Annotated in this window: 16 protein-coding genes; 5 read left to right on the forward strand and 11 right to left on the reverse strand. The window is 35.4% G+C overall.

Annotated features, from left to right (window positions below; translation table 11 throughout):
• Positions 1 to 25 precede the first annotated feature (25 nt).
• From NY607_RS14860 to NY607_RS14880, 5 genes are all read right to left on the reverse strand, one after another.
• Positions 26 to 2,182 (reverse strand): RNA degradosome polyphosphate kinase, encoded by a 2,157-nt coding sequence (locus NY607_RS14860; protein ID WP_237899420.1) that lies wholly within the window; start codon positions 2,180 to 2,182, stop codon positions 26 to 28.
• Positions 2,179 to 3,726 carry a Ppx/GppA family phosphatase gene (locus NY607_RS14865; protein WP_259419910.1) on the reverse strand — a complete coding sequence of 516 codons (1,548 nt, stop codon included), beginning with the start codon at positions 3,724 to 3,726 and terminating at the stop codon, positions 2,179 to 2,181. The genes NY607_RS14860 and NY607_RS14865 overlap by 4 nt, the downstream gene beginning before the upstream one ends.
• Before the next feature lie 160 nt (positions 3,727 to 3,886).
• A complete protein-coding gene (locus tag NY607_RS14870; protein WP_048391990.1) occupies positions 3,887 to 4,789 on the reverse strand; it encodes a chemotaxis protein in 903 nt (300 codons plus the stop codon).
• A gap of 65 nt (positions 4,790 to 4,854) precedes the next feature.
• Positions 4,855 to 6,177, reverse strand: coding sequence for an MFS transporter (locus NY607_RS14875; RefSeq protein WP_131521699.1), 1,323 nt, complete (start codon positions 6,175 to 6,177; stop codon positions 4,855 to 4,857).
• A gap of 203 nt (positions 6,178 to 6,380) precedes the next feature.
• Entirely contained in the window at positions 6,381 to 6,701 is a 321-nt protein-coding gene (locus NY607_RS14880) for a winged helix-turn-helix transcriptional regulator (RefSeq protein WP_016992449.1), read from the reverse strand.
• A gap of 158 nt (positions 6,702 to 6,859) precedes the next feature.
• Between NY607_RS14880 and NY607_RS14885 the strand changes: the two genes are divergently transcribed.
• The gene (locus tag NY607_RS14885; protein WP_131521700.1) at positions 6,860 to 7,252 is read left to right on the forward strand and encodes a DoxX family protein; all 393 of its coding nucleotides are present in this window, start codon (positions 6,860 to 6,862) and stop codon (positions 7,250 to 7,252) included.
• A 68-nt stretch (positions 7,253 to 7,320) separates the two neighbouring features.
• Here the strand turns inward: NY607_RS14885 and NY607_RS14890 are convergent, their stop codons facing one another.
• From NY607_RS14890 to NY607_RS14900, 3 genes are all read right to left on the reverse strand, one after another.
• Complete coding sequence (locus NY607_RS14890; RefSeq protein WP_131521701.1) at positions 7,321 to 8,187, reverse strand: NAD(P)-dependent oxidoreductase; 867 nt, start codon at positions 8,185 to 8,187, stop codon at positions 7,321 to 7,323.
• 299 nt (positions 8,188 to 8,486) lie between these two features.
• On the reverse strand, positions 8,487 to 8,663 hold the full coding sequence (locus NY607_RS14895; RefSeq protein ID WP_080717115.1) for an aspartyl-phosphate phosphatase Spo0E family protein: 177 nt from the start codon (positions 8,661 to 8,663) through the stop codon (positions 8,487 to 8,489).
• A 92-nt stretch (positions 8,664 to 8,755) separates the two neighbouring features.
• Entirely contained in the window at positions 8,756 to 8,944 is a 189-nt protein-coding gene (locus NY607_RS14900) for a hypothetical protein (protein ID WP_016992451.1), read from the reverse strand.
• 123 nt (positions 8,945 to 9,067) lie between these two features.
• Between NY607_RS14900 and NY607_RS14905 the strand changes: the two genes are divergently transcribed.
• The 3 genes from NY607_RS14905 to NY607_RS14915 all read left to right on the forward strand — a co-directional run bounded on the left by NY607_RS14905 (position 9,068) and on the right by NY607_RS14915 (position 10,707).
• Positions 9,068 to 9,256, forward strand: a complete 189-nt coding sequence (locus NY607_RS14905) for a YkvS family protein (RefSeq protein ID WP_004224583.1) — start codon at positions 9,068 to 9,070, stop codon at positions 9,254 to 9,256.
• Between the two features lie 79 nt (positions 9,257 to 9,335).
• Positions 9,336 to 9,953: a CPBP family intramembrane glutamic endopeptidase gene (locus tag NY607_RS14910; RefSeq protein WP_131521702.1), complete on the forward strand. Its 618-nt coding sequence runs from the start codon at positions 9,336 to 9,338 to the stop codon at positions 9,951 to 9,953.
• Positions 9,954 to 10,014: 61 nt separating this feature from the next.
• Positions 10,015 to 10,707: a hypothetical protein gene (locus NY607_RS14915; RefSeq protein WP_131521703.1), complete on the forward strand. Its 693-nt coding sequence runs from the start codon at positions 10,015 to 10,017 to the stop codon at positions 10,705 to 10,707.
• A gap of 84 nt (positions 10,708 to 10,791) precedes the next feature.
• On the opposite strand, the gene NY607_RS14920 is transcribed toward NY607_RS14915, so the two are convergent.
• Together NY607_RS14920 and NY607_RS14925 are read right to left on the reverse strand one after the other, a co-directional pair.
• Positions 10,792 to 11,238 carry a MarR family winged helix-turn-helix transcriptional regulator gene (locus NY607_RS14920; RefSeq protein WP_004224579.1) on the reverse strand — a complete coding sequence of 149 codons (447 nt, stop codon included), beginning with the start codon at positions 11,236 to 11,238 and terminating at the stop codon, positions 10,792 to 10,794.
• Between the two features lie 122 nt (positions 11,239 to 11,360).
• Complete coding sequence (locus NY607_RS14925) at positions 11,361 to 12,728, reverse strand: ATP-binding protein (protein ID WP_259419911.1); 1,368 nt, start codon at positions 12,726 to 12,728, stop codon at positions 11,361 to 11,363.
• 311 nt (positions 12,729 to 13,039) lie between these two features.
• Between NY607_RS14925 and NY607_RS14930 the strand changes: the two genes are divergently transcribed.
• Positions 13,040 to 14,779, forward strand: a complete 1,740-nt coding sequence (locus tag NY607_RS14930) for a B12-binding domain-containing radical SAM protein (RefSeq protein ID WP_259419912.1) — start codon at positions 13,040 to 13,042, stop codon at positions 14,777 to 14,779.
• Positions 14,780 to 15,121: 342 nt separating this feature from the next.
• Here the strand turns inward: NY607_RS14930 and NY607_RS14935 are convergent, their stop codons facing one another.
• Entirely contained in the window at positions 15,122 to 16,477 is a 1,356-nt protein-coding gene (locus NY607_RS14935) for a TrkH family potassium uptake protein (RefSeq protein WP_036075771.1), read from the reverse strand.
• Positions 16,478 to 16,724 lie beyond the last annotated feature (247 nt).

Raw genomic sequence — 16,724 nt, forward strand, 5'->3', positions numbered from 1 at the left:
TCCCTCACTAAGTAGCGTGTTTGCTCTATTCTTCGTCTAGCGTAGGCTTTAATGCATCCTTCAAGAAAATTTCCTGGCTATTTAATGGATCTTCGCTACGATCAAACTCTTTATAATGATACTTACCATTAGAGTCTTGAATACGGGCTTTGGCAGTATCCATTAATTGTGCATTCATTATGTCAATAATACGAGTTTTTGCTTCACTTGCATATACAGGGAATAAAATTTCTACACGTTTAATCATATTGCGTGTCATCATATCCGCAGAGGATAAATATACTTTATTTTCACCATTATGATGGAACCAATAAATACGAGAGTGCTCAAGGAAACGACCAACAATACTTGTTACGGTAATGTTTTCACTAATACCTGGGATTCCTGGTCTAATACAGCATATACCACGAATAATAAGTTCGACCTTTACACCAGCAATTGATGCCTCATAAAGCTTCATCATTAAATCTTTGTCTGTCAATGAATTCATTTTTGCACGAATAAAACCATTTCCATATTTTTTATGACAGGCAATTTCCTCATCCATTAAACGAATAAATTCATCTCGTATATCAAATGGAGCAACGACTAAATGATTAAAGGTTGGCTTTTCTGTATAGCCACTTAAGTAGTTAAAGAAATTTGTCGCATCAATGCCAAACTCTTTATCTGTCGTTATTATGCCCATATCCGTATAGATTTTTGCAGTAGCATCATTATAATTTCCTGTACCCAAGTGGACAAAACGTTCAATTTTGCCGTTACGACGACTAACGACTAGCGTGATTTTTGAGTGTGTTTTTAAATTATTCATCCCATAAATCACAAGACAACCTGCTTGTTCTAATTGTTTTGCCCAGTGCACATTGTTTTCTTCATCGAAGCGAGCCTTTAGCTCCACTAATACCGTTACTTGTTTACCGTTTTCAGCGGCAAGCTTTAACGCTTGAATAATCGGTGAATTCCCACTTACTCGATATAATGTCTGTTTTATAGCCAGCACATTCGGGTTGACAGCGGCCTCAGAAATAAAATCAACAATAGGGGCAAAAGATTCATATGGATGATGGAAAAATATATCCTGTTGAAGTGCTTTTTCAAAAATATTTTCGTCAGACTGTAAATCTAAAGGTGGCTGTGGGATAAAGCTTTCATATTCTAAATGCTCACGACCTACTGAAATACCTTTCACAAAAGAGAACATAAACGTTAAATCCAAAGGACCATCAATATGGAATACATCAGATTCTTCTATTTCGAATTCATCTAGTAAGTATTGCAGCACTTCCTCGTTCATTTCTCCAACTCGAACTTCTAAACGGCTTCCTAGACCCCATTTTCGCTTTTTCAGCTCTTTTTCGATCTCCACAAGAAGATCTCGAGCCCCTTCTTCATGGATAGTTAAATCTGCATTTCTTGTTAAGCGGAAGGCTTGTGCTGATTTTACGCTATAGCCATAAAACAGCTTTTCAATATGCGCTACTATCACATCCTCCAATAAAACTACAACTGTCTTTCCTTCTTCGGACGGTACTTTTATATAGCGATCTAACACAGATGGAACCTGGACAATCGCCACTTTTTCACGACTTTCAAGATCTGACTCATCCTGCTCTAACAGCACTAGTAAATTCAAAGTTTTACCAAGTAAAGTTGGGAAAGGACGATAGGCATCCACTGCAACAGGTGTTAAAACAGGGAAGATAGTTTCTGCAAACATTTCATTGATAAATGATTTTTGCTTGCTATTTAAATCTTTCATATCCGCAATATGTACATTTTGTTGAGGTAGTAAATCATAGATTAAATGTCTATATACCTCAGTTTGTCGTCGCACTAATGCTTGTGTGCGTTCTGCTATTTTGGCCAACTGTTCCTTCGGCGTTAAGCCAGATTTGTTTTCAGGCTTATGAAAACCAGCACGTACCTGATCCTGTAAGCCTGCCACACGTACCATAAAAAATTCATCTAGATTGGAACTAAATATAGCTAAAAATTTTAAACGCTCGAGCAGAGGATTATTAATATCCTCTGCTTCCTCTAGCACTCGCTCATTAAAGGCAAGCCAGCTTAATTCACGATTATTATAATATTGAGGCTTTGCAATTTCCTCTAACAATAGATTGTAGTTTTCGGAAAATTCTTCCCCATGTAGCTCGTTTTTCGTTACTTCAGTTGTCATCCATTGTTCCACCCTTCTTCAATAAAATTGATCTTCATTGGGATTTTTAATGCACGTTCTAAATGCTTTCTATGTCGATTGGCTTGATACTTTTCAGCCGCGGCATTCTTTTTTACATAAATATTAAGCTGAACATGATCTTCTTCGGTGTGCATTTCAATAGCATGTACTATGTTGCGTTTTGAAACATTTAATGCATAGACAAATTTTAATAGAGCTCCGAAATCTCTTATTTTACGAAGTTCCTCCCGACTCATCCATGTAGCAAATGGAGCAGCAAATCGTTCGAAATAATCTTTATTTTTATAAGAGGCAAGAAGTGCTAGTTTTACTCGTTCTAAATGATTTAAACCATCAATAGATTGATTCGCAATTAAATAAAAAGTATGTTGGCTTGAAGAGCTTAATTCGATATACTCTCCTATATTAAAAACCTTCGCCGCTTTTGCCAATAAATGCAAATCATCTGGATGATATTGCAAATAGCCTAAATGACAACATTCACGATACAATTGGTCTGCTAAATGCATTAAATAATCTACTTCCACTTCACTCCGACCATACTGACGTGCTAATCTTCTAGCATTTCCTTCAAATACATTATATTTATCAAATGCCTTTGTATCTGTTTGCAAAATCCGTTGAATAATGAGTCCCTCACGTAAACCTCGCTTTGTCAGTTGGAAGGTCTCACTACCAACTACCTCCATCAACACTCTAAATACCTCTAATGCAGGTACAATGATATCTGCACGGTCAGATGAGAGACCATCCAATTGTTTCAATTCCTGAAAGCTTAATTGCCCTAAAAATAAGCTTAAATCATCCAAATTTTCCTTTGTCATTTCATAACCATGTACGCTGGCAATAGGGTAATCATGCTTTTGTTGATGTATTTGAGCAATATTCCGCGCACTACCACCAATTGCGATAATAGGTAGAGCAATATTTTTTATCCAAGGGAGTGTTTGGAACTGCTCTTTGACAAAGGCAAGAAGCTCTTTTTTCTCACTACTATTGATAATGTCACCTTTTACAAAACGTTGCTTTAAAGAAACTGTCCCAAAAGGGAAACTATGTGATTGCTGAATTTCTTTATTTTCAAACAGCGTAATTTCGGTACTACCACCACCGATATCGATTGTTACGGCCGATTTCGTACCCATGGAGTAGGCAACAGCAACGTAGCCAAAATAGGCTTCTTCCTCTTCTGATAAAAGCTCTATTTGGATACCAGTCCGTTCTTTCATTTCCTCTATAATTTTGTCTCGATTAGTGGCTTGTCGAATAGCCGCAGTCGCCGCAGCTTTTACATCTGTTACTTCAAAATCCTCAAGCATGGCTTTAAATGTTAATAAAGTTTCTGATAACACTTGAATACCTTCATCAGACATCTCTCCTGAGGGCTGTAAATATGTACGCAATCGTGCTACCGTTTTAATATTTCCAAGCTCACGAAGTCCCTCTTCATTAGCATATTGATATAATACTAATCGGATCGTATTGGAGCCGATATCAATAATAGCTGTTTTTAATTCATTCAAATAATCACATCCTTCAAGCATCTACCATTTATTTTGTTCATATTATTTGGACATATACAAAAAATCGGACCCTCTTAATTCAGGCATCCGACTTTACTTTCATTTATTTATACTTGCAGGATACCCATTATTAAAATTGAGAAGTATCAAGCCATGGTGATTACAGAATAAGTTGGTCAACACGTAAAATGAGCTCTGCAATTTCTGGCTTACTTATTTGATCCTCAGCCCCTACTTGATCACCTTTATGACGAAGGTCATCTGTAATTAGACTTGAAAAAATGATAACAGGAAGCTTTTGAAGATCGGGATGCTCTTTGATTTTTCGTGTTAAATGATGGCCATCCATTTGTGGCATTTCAATATCCGTTACCACCAATTGAATATGCTCAGCTATGTCACTACCACTCTTTGCAATTCCCTCTAAATATTCATAAGCATCGCGGCCATTTTCAAAGAATTCAACATTGTCATAACCAGCTTCACTCATTGTATCGAACAGTAATTTACGTAATAACGGTGAATCTTCTGCAATTAAAATTCGCTTTCCAGATCGCTCACGTTTACCGAGCTTTTTAACAGATTCCACACTAATTCCTGATGCAGGATTGATATCCACCATAATTCTTTCGAAATCTAGTAATAGAATCATTTGCTCATTCTGTTTAATCACTCCGATTACTTGCGATGTACCTCCCTGATACATATCTGAAGGCTTTTCAATTTGATTCCAAGAAATACGATGAATTTGTGTTACATTATCTACATGGAAAACGACACGTTGTTTATTAAATTCTGCTACAATATATTTTTGTTGTGGATTACGCTCAGCACCTTGAATCCCTAATACTCGTAGCATATCTACAACAGGTAATACCTCACCTCGTAATTGAATGATTCCTTCTACATGCGGGTGCGCGTGTGGGATAAACGTTACTGGGATCGGTTGAATAATTTCTTTTACTTTAATAACATTGATGCCGAATTTATTGTTTGCTACTTCAAATTCAACAATCTCTAGCTCATTTGTGCCACTTTCTAATAATATTCCTTTATGTTCCAATGCAACCCCGCTCCTTTCTCTACATCTGTTTATAATTCAATTGTATCATAGGCAATACATTTCTCCTACTTGCTATTTCCATTTTTATCATTAACTTTTAGATGTACCAATAGACCAACGACAGTCATAACGATCAACGTTGATAATGCTACACGACTAGCAATAGTACCATAATCCTTCATCCACAATGTAACCGTTCCATATATGGCTGGACCAATAATGGATGAAACTTTACCTGAAAAAGCAAACAACCCAAAAAATTGTCCACGTTTCTCATTCGGTGATAATTCAATAATATAGGTCCGAGATGTCACCCACATTGAGCCAAGTGATATACCAAATAGACTACCAGCAAGCCAGAACATCCATTGTGCTGAAGCAAAAACAGCGAATATCAAAGCAACAATCATAATAAGGGCAACAATTGTAATGGCACGTTTAGCGCCTATTGATTTCGTAATATACCCAAAGGCAAGTGACCCAATGATTGTTGAGACAGTAGAGACCAAATAAAGAACGATAAATTGGCCAGAACTAAAGCCAACAATTGTTGTCGCATAAACAGCCATCATAGCAATCGTTGTAGCAATGGCATCATTTAGAAAGAAATAAGCAATCATAAAGGTAAAGATTGCTTTATATTGCTTCATATCTTTAAATGTTTGAATGATTTCTTTATAACCATCTAAAAACTTTAAGGACTTCCGTTGTGACTTTGGGATCGGTGTATCTTTATTAATTAAGAATAATGGCAATGAAAAGAGTAAATACAGAATGGCTGTTGGAATAAACGCCCGATGAAAATCGCTGTTACCAACATACAAGTAAACAAGTAATCCAAAAAGTGTACCAAGATACCCAATTGCAACACCATACCCTGAAATGAGGGGCATCTCTTCTTTTGTTCCTAGATCGCCCATCATAGAATCATAAAATACTAAACTTGAATTAAAGAAAAATTTTGCTATGACAAAACTTGCAACTACCAAAAATAAACTAAGAGGCACACCAGAGTAATTGACAGTGGTTTGTACATTCGCAAATATTCCCATCATAAACGTAAACACAATAGATATGGAAGCAAACCATACAATAAATCTCTTTTTATAACCTGTGTTATCAATCCACACACCGAAAAGTGGTGAAAAGATAACGAGCAACAAGCTTGCAATGGCATTTGCATAAGATATAAAGGTGCTCGCAACTTGTTGCATGACTTCATTTGTTCCTAAAACCTCATCCATGTAAAAGGGAAAAAATATTGTATTTATATTTGAAGAAAAAATTGTATTCGCAAAATCATAAAATGCCCATGAAAGTATCGGTAATGATAAATAAATGGCTAATTGACTTCGATGTTGTACGTCTATAGCTGTACTCTTCTTCATAAAACCCTCCTCTCCATTCTCTATAATAAACAATTAATTTCTCTCTGAAATAAAAAATACCTTTTTTTAAAGAAAATTAATATTATTTACAATATAACAGTAAATTCACTGAAAAATAACTGCCAAATGGTCGATAATTGAACACTTGTTTTCTGTGTAAAATCAAAAAAGGTATTCAAGCCCCTCGCTTGAATACCTTTTTATCATTCTATATCTATTGTCACCCATTCAGAGGACCATTGCTCAATCGCTTTTAACACGGGTGCAATAGCATACCCCTTTTCCGTCAGTTCATACTCAATGACAACTGGTGTTGATGGAATTACTGTACGTAGCACTATTTGCTCAGTCTCTAACTCCTTTAAACGTTCTGTTAATACACGACTACTAATATTCAGCTGATTTTTAATAGTCGAATACCTTTGCGGACCATCTAGTAGCTGATAAATAAGTAGTGTATTCCAACGATGATTTAATATCATGAGTGCTTTTTCAAATCGTGGACAAATATTTTTTTGATCCAAATCACTTACCCCCTTTGTATATTAGTTCCTATTTAACAGTATATCACTTTTTTAAAAAGCCTGTTCTAAAAATACATTAAGTTACTTGACAAAAGTTGTTTTTAAAAATAAACTAAGTTACGAATTGTAAGCAAAAAAAGAAAAGGAGTTACTTTATTATGCAAAATATTGGTTCAACAATTTTACGTATCGTTCTAGGCGTTATTTTTGCAGTGCATGGTTTCCAAAAATTTCAAGGTGGTATTAGCTATACAGCTGACTTCTTTGAAAGCCTAGGTATACCAGGATTTATGGCGTATATCGTGGCAATTATTGAATTAGTAGGTGGAATTGCAATTATTTTAGGTTTAGCAACAAGAATATTTGGTGCTTTATTAACCATTACAATGATTGTGGCGATCTTTACAGCAAAACTTAGCATCGGCTTTATCGGGGCAGATGGATTGGCTGGTTATGAATTAGATTTAGCTTTAGGTGCAATAGCTCTTTACTTTGCTCTCGCAGGCGCATCAAACTTCTCACTGGATTCTCAACTTTTCGGGAAAGAGTAAAACAAAAAAACCTGAAGGTCTTCCATTTAAGGAGTCTTCAGGTTTCCTATTCATATTCGCATCGAGAATTATTTATAATACTTTAAGAGTGCTTGTGTACCATTATCACCATAGCCTGCTGCGATTAATTTCTCATACATTTCATAGGCTAATGCAAGTCCTGGTAATGTGATGCCCATTTTGTTTGACTCATCTAAAGCTATTTTCATATCCTTTACAAAATGTTTAATATAAAAGCCTGGTGCAAAATCTTCTTTTATCATACGTGGGGCTAAATTGCTTAAAGACCATGAACCTGCTGCACCTGAAGAGATCGATTGTAATACGGTCGGTAAATCTAATCCTGCCTTTAGTCCATAAGCTAGTGATTCACACACGCCAATCATACCAGAGGCAATGACAATTTGATTGCACATCTTTGCATGCTGCCCAGCTCCTGCTTCACCCTGATAAATTATATTTTCACCAAATTGCTTCATAATGGGCAATACCTTGTCGTATGTGTCCTGATCGCCACCCATCATGATAGACAAAGTGCCATTTTGTGCACCAATATCCCCACCTGAAACAGGGGCGTCTAAAGCCTCTACACCAATGGATTGAGCATGCATATAAATTTTCTTTGCTAAAGATGGCTCTGAAGTCGTCATATCAATGACAATGTTGCCTTGTTCTGCTGTTTGGAAGAGGCCATTTCCCCCAAAATATACTTCCTCTACATCTGAAGGATAACCAACCATTGTAAAGGCAATTTCATGATTTTTAAATGCTTCAGCAGGTGAGCTTGCCCATGAAGCCCCTAGAGCAACAAGAGGCTCTGCTTTTTCTTGCGTACGAGTATAGACGGTTACTTCATGACCATTTTTTAATAAATGCTTAATAATACTAGCACCCATTACTCCAGTTCCAATAAATGCAATACGTTTCTTTGTCATATGTACATGCTCCTTTGTTTTAGAATGTGTGTACTCTCCGTGGGAGTCCAACTCTCTATCTTTTCAGTTTAGGTGAATGAATGGAATAATTCAAACTCTTCCCACAACTTGTACTAAAATTTATATGTAGGGCATATATACCGAATAAGCAAAAAAAGAGAGCAAGTGATTGGGGGATCACTGCTCTAAAGGGGGAAATGAGAATGTTGCTGTGTTCATAGTAAGTTATTCCCCATTGAAATGCATTTTAAACATATATGTTAAAATGTTTTTTACTCTGAATACTGGAACAATCTTTTTTAGTTTTCTTGGTCTTTTTCTTCTTCAAATGCCATCTGTCTATAATAAGTATTCATTAACTGATCTAATCTGCGACTCAGTTGAATGGTTTTTGCATTTTGTAACCCGTTTTCTACACCTGAGCGAATCATCATCTCACGAGTTTGTTCCATTTGTTTCAAGAGTAGATTGACCATTCATACAACCCTCCACACACAAATAATCATACCATTATTATACATTTATATTTCATTTCTTACAGCATTAACTTACGACAATGTTCGACAAATTAACTTCTAGGTGTTTCAGTATAAGTATAGATAATTCGCCCATTTTGCTTGGCCTCACCTCTGAAATGTTTAAATAATGGGTGTTTTACAAGAATTTCACGAAATTCGTAAAATTCTTCCTTTTGAATTTCAATACTTTCCCTTTCCCCATTTTGTAATTGTTTAAGCATATTTTCGTATTTTTCCATGAACTTTATTCCTCTCTTTGCCTCATTTGTGTAATAAATTATGAATTATTTAAAAAAAGCTTTACGTTTACCAATTTTTCATGCAAACTGTATATTATTAGTCGATGAAGGAGCTGACTGTCTGTGAAAATAGCTGAAGTTGGAAATATTATCGAGTTTAAAAATGGTCTCCAAGGTATTGTAGAAAAGGTAAATGAAAATTCGGTGATCGTTAATTTAACATATATGGAGAATTTTGATTCCCTTGAAATTGAAGAAAAAACGGTCGTCAATCATAAACGATATAAAATTTTATATACTAATGAAGCTTAATAGTCTGAATAGTCCCTATTTGTCTTAATAGATGATAAGGGACTATTTTTTTGATAAGATTAAGGTATGGAGGTCGAATATGCTAACAAATTCGAAACAAACAATACTATTTCTCCTTTCTTTATTATTCGTTTATGGCATGCTTGCTTTTACCTTTGCTAACCAAGCTGTATTTTGGTACATGTATGCATTCACTTTACTAGTATGTATTGCCATTGCCATTTTAGCTGGCTCCATTGAAGATCAATTACCTACATGGCAATTTTTACTCTTCGGTATTGGATACGGTACCATCACATATGGTATTATTCGCTTTGGTTACTGGCTCGCTCCATATATTAATAATAACTTAGTACAATCCGTTCAAAAATTTTTAGCAAGCTACGGACCACAAAATATTTGGCACTATGTTTTACTCGTATTTATCGTCGCCATAGGTGAAGAATTATTTTGGCGTGGTTATATCCAACAACAGTTAAAACGTTTTATGCGTCCTCCGCTGGCTGTCATAGTTACCGCAGTATTATGTGCTGTATCAATTGCCCTTAGCGGATTTATGCTTGGTGTCATTGCTGCATTGGTAACAAGCATTGTTTGGGGCTTCTTATATGAATGGCGTAAAAGTATGCCACTTGTTATTGTAGCTCATGTCGTTTTTGTACTATTATTATTTTTAGTGTTGCCTTTAACATCATAACATTAATATTTGGAAACATTTTATCTTTACTAACGTTTAATTTAGAAAAGGAGGGTTTTTTATGCAAAAAAAATTAATTTCTATTCTTGCATTATTACTAACAGCCGTATTAGTTGTAGGTTGTAATACATCTGATAAAACAGGGGATTCAGATGCTCAACAAAATGAGCCATCAAATACTGCTGCCGATCAAAAACCATCTGGAGATGATACAGCAGGTGAATCAAACGAGGAAGAAGAAGAGACACCTGCATCCAATGAAACAAATACAGAGGATGCTTCTAAACAGCCTCAACAAGATGTAAAATACGTCCAAAATGGTGTAGATAAAACAGAAAAGGCAACTGAATCAGCAAGTGTTGATCAAAGCTATAAACTACAACAGCTTCCTGGATTTACACTGACACAAGAAGAGCCTGGTAAAGACATGTTAGTGTCCAATGATGATGACGAAGTGTTTATGCGTATTGAAACAATTGAAGCTTCACAATCAAGCTTTGAAGAAGTAAAAACAACTATGCAAGATTATATGAACGCAGTAGGTGAAACAGTAGCTCTAACTGCTGAGGAATTAGCAGCATTCAAAGATGTTCAAAATATCGAGGGTTATGTTGTGGACTTCGACACTGAGAAAGTAATTGGAGTCGTCCTTGAGAAAGATGGTCTCATTACAAAATTAACTATTCATGATAATGATGAACAGGATTTAACAGATGCTATGCTTAATATGGCAGCGACTATATCTAAAAAATAATAAAATGCTAAGGACGATAGACTTTGTCTATCGTCCTTCTATTTGATCATAAAAAAGTTGTCTCAAATCAATGAGACAACTTTTTTAATAAGATAGGTCCTTTATAGAAAGACCAATTTTCTTCAATAACGTAATCGCTTGTTCTTTTTCTTCTGGGGATAGTACACTCATTAATTCATGCAAATGCTGTTCATGTTTTGGGAACAGCTCTCCCATAAAAGCTTCACCTTCAGGGGTGATTTCTGCATACGTAACACGACGATCAGCAGGACAAGATACTCTTAATAAGTAACCTCTCTTCTCCAGCTTATCGATGACATACGTAATAGACCCACTGGCTAACAAAATTTTATTGCCAATTTGCTGTAATGGCTGTCTTCCTTTATGATAGAGAAGTTCTAGAACAGCAAATTCAGTTGGGTTTAAACCATTATCCTGAAATAATTGATGTGTTGTTTCATTAATTGCTTTTAGTGCACGTGATAATACAATATATAATTTTAAAGATTGTTTTAGATCTTCTGACGGCATATTCTTTTCCTCTCACTTCGCTCTTTATACATGACATTATAGCGACATTAGAAAAGCATTGTCAAAAGCAATATATGATTTAGAAGGTTTTGTTGTCCATTATGGAACCATTTTTACTTTCTTTATGTTACTAAATAAGCAGAATCCTTTGTGGATACTTCCATTGTATCCATCTGATTAAATGTGTAAATTGGAAACTGCAGATGGAAGCATGTCCCCTTCTGTAGTTCACTACTAACGCCAATTACACCTTCATGTTCTTCAATTACCTTTTTCACGAAAGCAAGGCCCAGTCCTGTCCCTGTTGATTTTGTCGTGTAAAAAGGCTGGAATAGGTTTTGAAGTGTCGTGCTGTCCATACCAACACCTTCATCTTTTATCATCAGTTCGACAATCGCACAGTCATTTGTTGCCATTTCGACGGTAATCGTACCACCATTATTCATGGATTCCATTGCATTTTTAATTAAATTCATCAGCACTTGCTTTAGTCGATTCTCGTTGCCACCAATATAGACTTGAGTAGAGGTTGAAATATACTGAATCATAATATTTTTCATGAGTGCATCTGGTAGCATAAACTCAATGACTTGCTTTACAATATGATCCAGTTCTAATAATTCCACTTTCATCGTTGTTGGCTTAGATAATACTAATAATTCGGATAAAATTTGCTCCATCCGTTGAAGCTCACTGTCAATAACAGAGAGATACATGCGTGATTCATCATCAGCATTTAACTTTAGTAATTCAGTAAAACCCTTTAAAGAGGTTAATGGGTTACGTATTTCATGTGCAATGCTCGCAGCCATCTGTCCAACCACGTTTAATGCTTGCTGATGCTCAACTTTATGCTGAAGTTGCTTTTTCTCTGTTTCATCATTAATTACAGTGACAATAATATTATTGTATTCGTCAAAAATACTTGAAATTTCATAATAGCAAGTTCTGCTCACTTGTGTTTCATCGACTACATGAATGCTTGCATGTTTTTCACCCATTAACTTAGAAAGGTAGGATGTAATTTGCCCTTTTTTTAATGTAAATGAATCAAATATATGCTGATGTGGTTTATGAAGGAGCTGTGAATTTTCAACTTTCAGAAACATTTCGGCATATTTATTAAGCCCAAGAATAATACCGCTAGCGTCACTAACAATAACAGCATAAGGTAAGTAATCGTAGGCATTAAAAGATTGCGCTCTTTCATGTGCTTGGCTAACATATAATTTATGGGCAACATCATCATTTAATGTTGAAATTTGCGCAACAATTTCCTCTGTATTGGGATCGTAAAAACATTTGAAAGATAACATTTCGTATTCATTTCCAACTGTGCGAATATTGAAAATTTCCTCTGAACGTAAATCATTCTGTAACTGTTTGACGAACTTAGTCCATTTAAAATTAGATGGCTCGTCCATAGCTAAATAGCCAATATAGGTTAAATTAAGATTGAAAAGTTTGATAGCAGCCTCATTGACGTTCAAAATTTTCCCTGCTTTATTGAGTATAAGTGTTGGTGACGAAGTACTTTTCATAAGATTTCCAAAACATTGATTAATATCATTTTGCTTCAACTTTCTCACCGAACCTTTCAAAAGAGTAAAAAACCTCTAAAATCGAATTTTGAGCCTTTACTATACTTTATGACAGCACGATTCTATTATTACAAAATTTAGTAAATTTAAGTATTTTAAATTATTTCACGAACCGTTCACAAAATAAATAGGTAAAAAGAATTATATTGTATGTCAGATACTTGACTGATACAATAGGATGTTGAAAGGAAGATTATCGCATGAATACTATTTTAACTACTTTGAATGCAAAGTATATTCACACAAATTTAGCATTGCGTTATTTAAAAGGTGCAGCTTTACCGGAGTTTAATCCAATTATAGCAGAGTATACTATTAAAGACCCTGCTTTTAATATTGTATCAGATTTATTCCAAAAAAAACCTGATATTGTTGGATTTAGTTGCTATATCTGGAACATCGAAGAAACCATACACGTTATCAAGATGTTAAAAACTGTCTGTCCAAATGTTAAAATTCTGCTCGGGGGGCCTGAGGTATCTTATGATTGCCACCATTGGTTACGTCGAATACCTGAGGTAGACTTCATTGTAATGGGTGAAGGTGAAACCTCATTTAAACAATTACTGCGCTACTTCCATGGTGAAATATTGTTAGAAGATGTTCCTGGTATTTGTTATTTAGAGGACGAGAAAGTTAAGATTCACGCTATGCCTCCTAAAATTGATTTACGCGAATTACCAAGTCCTTTTCGTTTTGAGGAGGATCTTCCCTATCTAGGAAAGCGAATTCAATATATTGAAACGAGCCGAGGCTGCCCATTTAGCTGCCAATTCTGTTTATCTTCTATTGAAGTTGGCGTCCGATACTTTAACCGTGAAAAAATAAAAGAGGATATTCGTTTCTTAATGGATAATGGGGCTCGTACAATTAAATTTGTGGATCGCACCTTCAACATCAGTCGTAGCTATGCAATGGAAATGTTCCAATTTTTAATTGATGAACACAAACCAGGTGTTGTATTCCAGTTTGAAATCACGGCTGATATAATGCGCCCTGAAGTCATCCAATTCTTAAATGATAATGCACCAAAAGGTTTGTTCCGATTCGAAATAGGTGTTCAATCTACGAACGATTTAACAAATACCCTTGTAAAACGCCGTCAAAACTTTGAAAAACTAAAGCGAACAGTAACTATGGTAAAAGATGGCGGAAAAATAGATCAACATTTAGATTTAATTGCTGGTTTACCAGAGGAAGATTACGCTAGTTTTCGTCAAACATTTAATGACGTTTTTGCAATGCGGCCAGAGGAATTACAGCTTGGATTTTTGAAACTTTTACGCGGCACTGGACTTCGATTAGAAGCCGAAAAGTTTGGCTATACCTATGTGGATCTATCTCCTTACGAAATCTTCTCAAATAATGTTCTAACATTTGATGATATCGTTCGCATTAAACATGCAGAGGATGTTCTTGAAAAGTATTGGAATGATCACCGTATGGATCATACGATTGAATACTTGGTTACAGAGGTCTTTGATACACCATTTGATTTCTTCCAAAACTTCGGAACATATTGGGAAACAAAAGGTTGGTCTCGTATTGGCCATCAGCCAGAGGATTTATTCCGTCGTTTATTAATGTTTTTAGAAACGATTGATGATGTGAATTTAAACATTGTCCAGAGTTTAATGCAACTTGATTATTTAATGGCTCAGCAGTTCCAACCAAGGAAGCTATGGTGGAATGAGCGTCCTACAGAAGAGCAACAAAAAGCCCTTTATCACGCTTTACGAGAAGATCCAGCTATCGCAGGCGAGGAATTTGCTAACTTTAAGTTAACAGAAAAAGAATTGTTTAAGCATACCTTGATTATCCCTCATGCTCTTGACTACCAAGAGTTCGCAAATGGCAAAATTGTACAAAAAAATGGCTATCTGTTAACCTATTTCCGACATGGTCAAGCACCTTACTTTGCAACAATCTACTCAAACTAATAAGAAACGCTAGTCCTGTTATAACTATCAGGACTAGCTTTTTTTATTACTTAAACGATTCTTAAATCCTCATAGTAACAGTAACTACTACTAAATTTATTCCTTCTGCGCTTCATTCTTTTGGTTAGTTAAGTACTCATAGCCTTTCTTACAAATCTAGGTCAAATTCCTTAAACAAAGATTGATAAAACTTTGTAAAAAATGCCCAAAAAACAATCTATCCAATCAGGAAATAAAAGTTTAAATTTTTTGAATATTTTATGACAAGATATTAATTTTTACTTTTATATGAGGTTTACGATGGAATTATTCCTTACTTAATGCCTCACATACTTTAAAAATTTAACCAATAATTACGCGTTCCTTCGGATAGTGGAAGCCTGATTTCTTTCCTCTTCCGCCACCCCCAAGAGTATAAAGGAATGATATTAATCCAACTCGACCAATAAACATTAAAATAATGATAATGATTTTACCAACCACTGATAAATCAGATGTTATGCCTAATGACATACCACATGTACCGAACGCTGAAGTAATTTCAAAAATAATTTGAATAAGAGATGCTTGTGGCTCTGTTATAAGCAAGATAAGGGTTGCAACTAATACCATGAAAAAGGCTAATAAAATTACAACAAATGATCGGAAGACATCAATCAAATGAATTTCTCGTCCAAATACTTGAATATCCTCTCTACCTCTAGCAAAGGTAATTAAGAATAAAATGGCCAAAGCAAAAGTTGTGGTACGAATACCTCCACCAACTGAGCTTGGGGAAGAGCCAATGAACATCAGGAAGCTCATGAATATATCTGTAGCTTCACTAAAAGTCGTGACATCGTAAGTTGTCAGTCCAGCTGATCTCGTTGATACGGAATGGAACATTGCTGAAAATAATGCCTCATGCCAAGACATTTCCTTAAAAGAATGGAATGATTCAAGTAGTAAAATGACAAGCGCACCAACTATGAATAAAATAGCGTATGTTGAAGTAGTGATTTTAGTAAATAAACTAAAACGGAAATTCTCGCGTCGATTAAGCAAAAAAGTTTTCAATTCAATTAACACCGGAAATCCAATAGCACCTAATACAATGAGTACCATGGTAACCATCTGTACAAAATAATCATCATGGAATGGGAGTAAGCTCATTCCCGTTATATCGAATCCACCATTTGTCGTAGCAGAAATAGAGGCAAAAATTCCATGTAAAAAGGCTTCTTCTAAAGTATCAAAATAATTGGTAAAATGTAGCGTTAAAATAATGGTACCCGTTAATTCAATGCCAAATAAAATTTTTAAAATTTCGCGGATTAATTTAACAACACCAGAGACACTGTACTGGTTATGATCAATCATGATTAACTGACGCTCACGCATGCCTATTTTTTTCCCAACAAGCAGCCACACAAAGGTACCAAGTGACATAATACCAATGGCGCCTAACTGTAAAATAACAAGAATCATTACAAGCCCAAAGGTAGTATAGGTTTCCGAAATATTAATGGTTGTTAACCCAGTAACACTTACTGCACTTACTGCTGTAAACAAGCTATCTAAAAAAGAGACTTTTACACCTTCTTGATGAACGCCTGGAAGCCGTAATAACAGGAAGGAAATCGCTATTGCTATAAAATAATAAGAAACAAGTACCTGAAATGGTGTGACTAGTTTATTTGATGATTTTTTCCAAGGCACTTTAACAACTCCTCCCACATATGATGCCCAACTAGATAGATTATAGTATAGAAAAAATACATAAAAAAAGAAAGAGGAATAGTGATAACTATTCCTCCCAGACTGTAGACAAACTCAATGAATTTTGAGTTTGCCTACAGTCTTTTTTCTTTTACAATAAAATAAAGTAAAGCCGTTGATTTCCACTACGGGCGGACGCTTTCCGCGGGCGGGGTCGAGCTGCTTCCCTCGCTTCGCTCAGTCCAGG

The organism is Lysinibacillus sp. A4 (assembly GCF_024919535.1).
Classification (GTDB): domain Bacteria; phylum Bacillota; class Bacilli; order Bacillales_A; family Planococcaceae; genus Lysinibacillus; species Lysinibacillus capsici.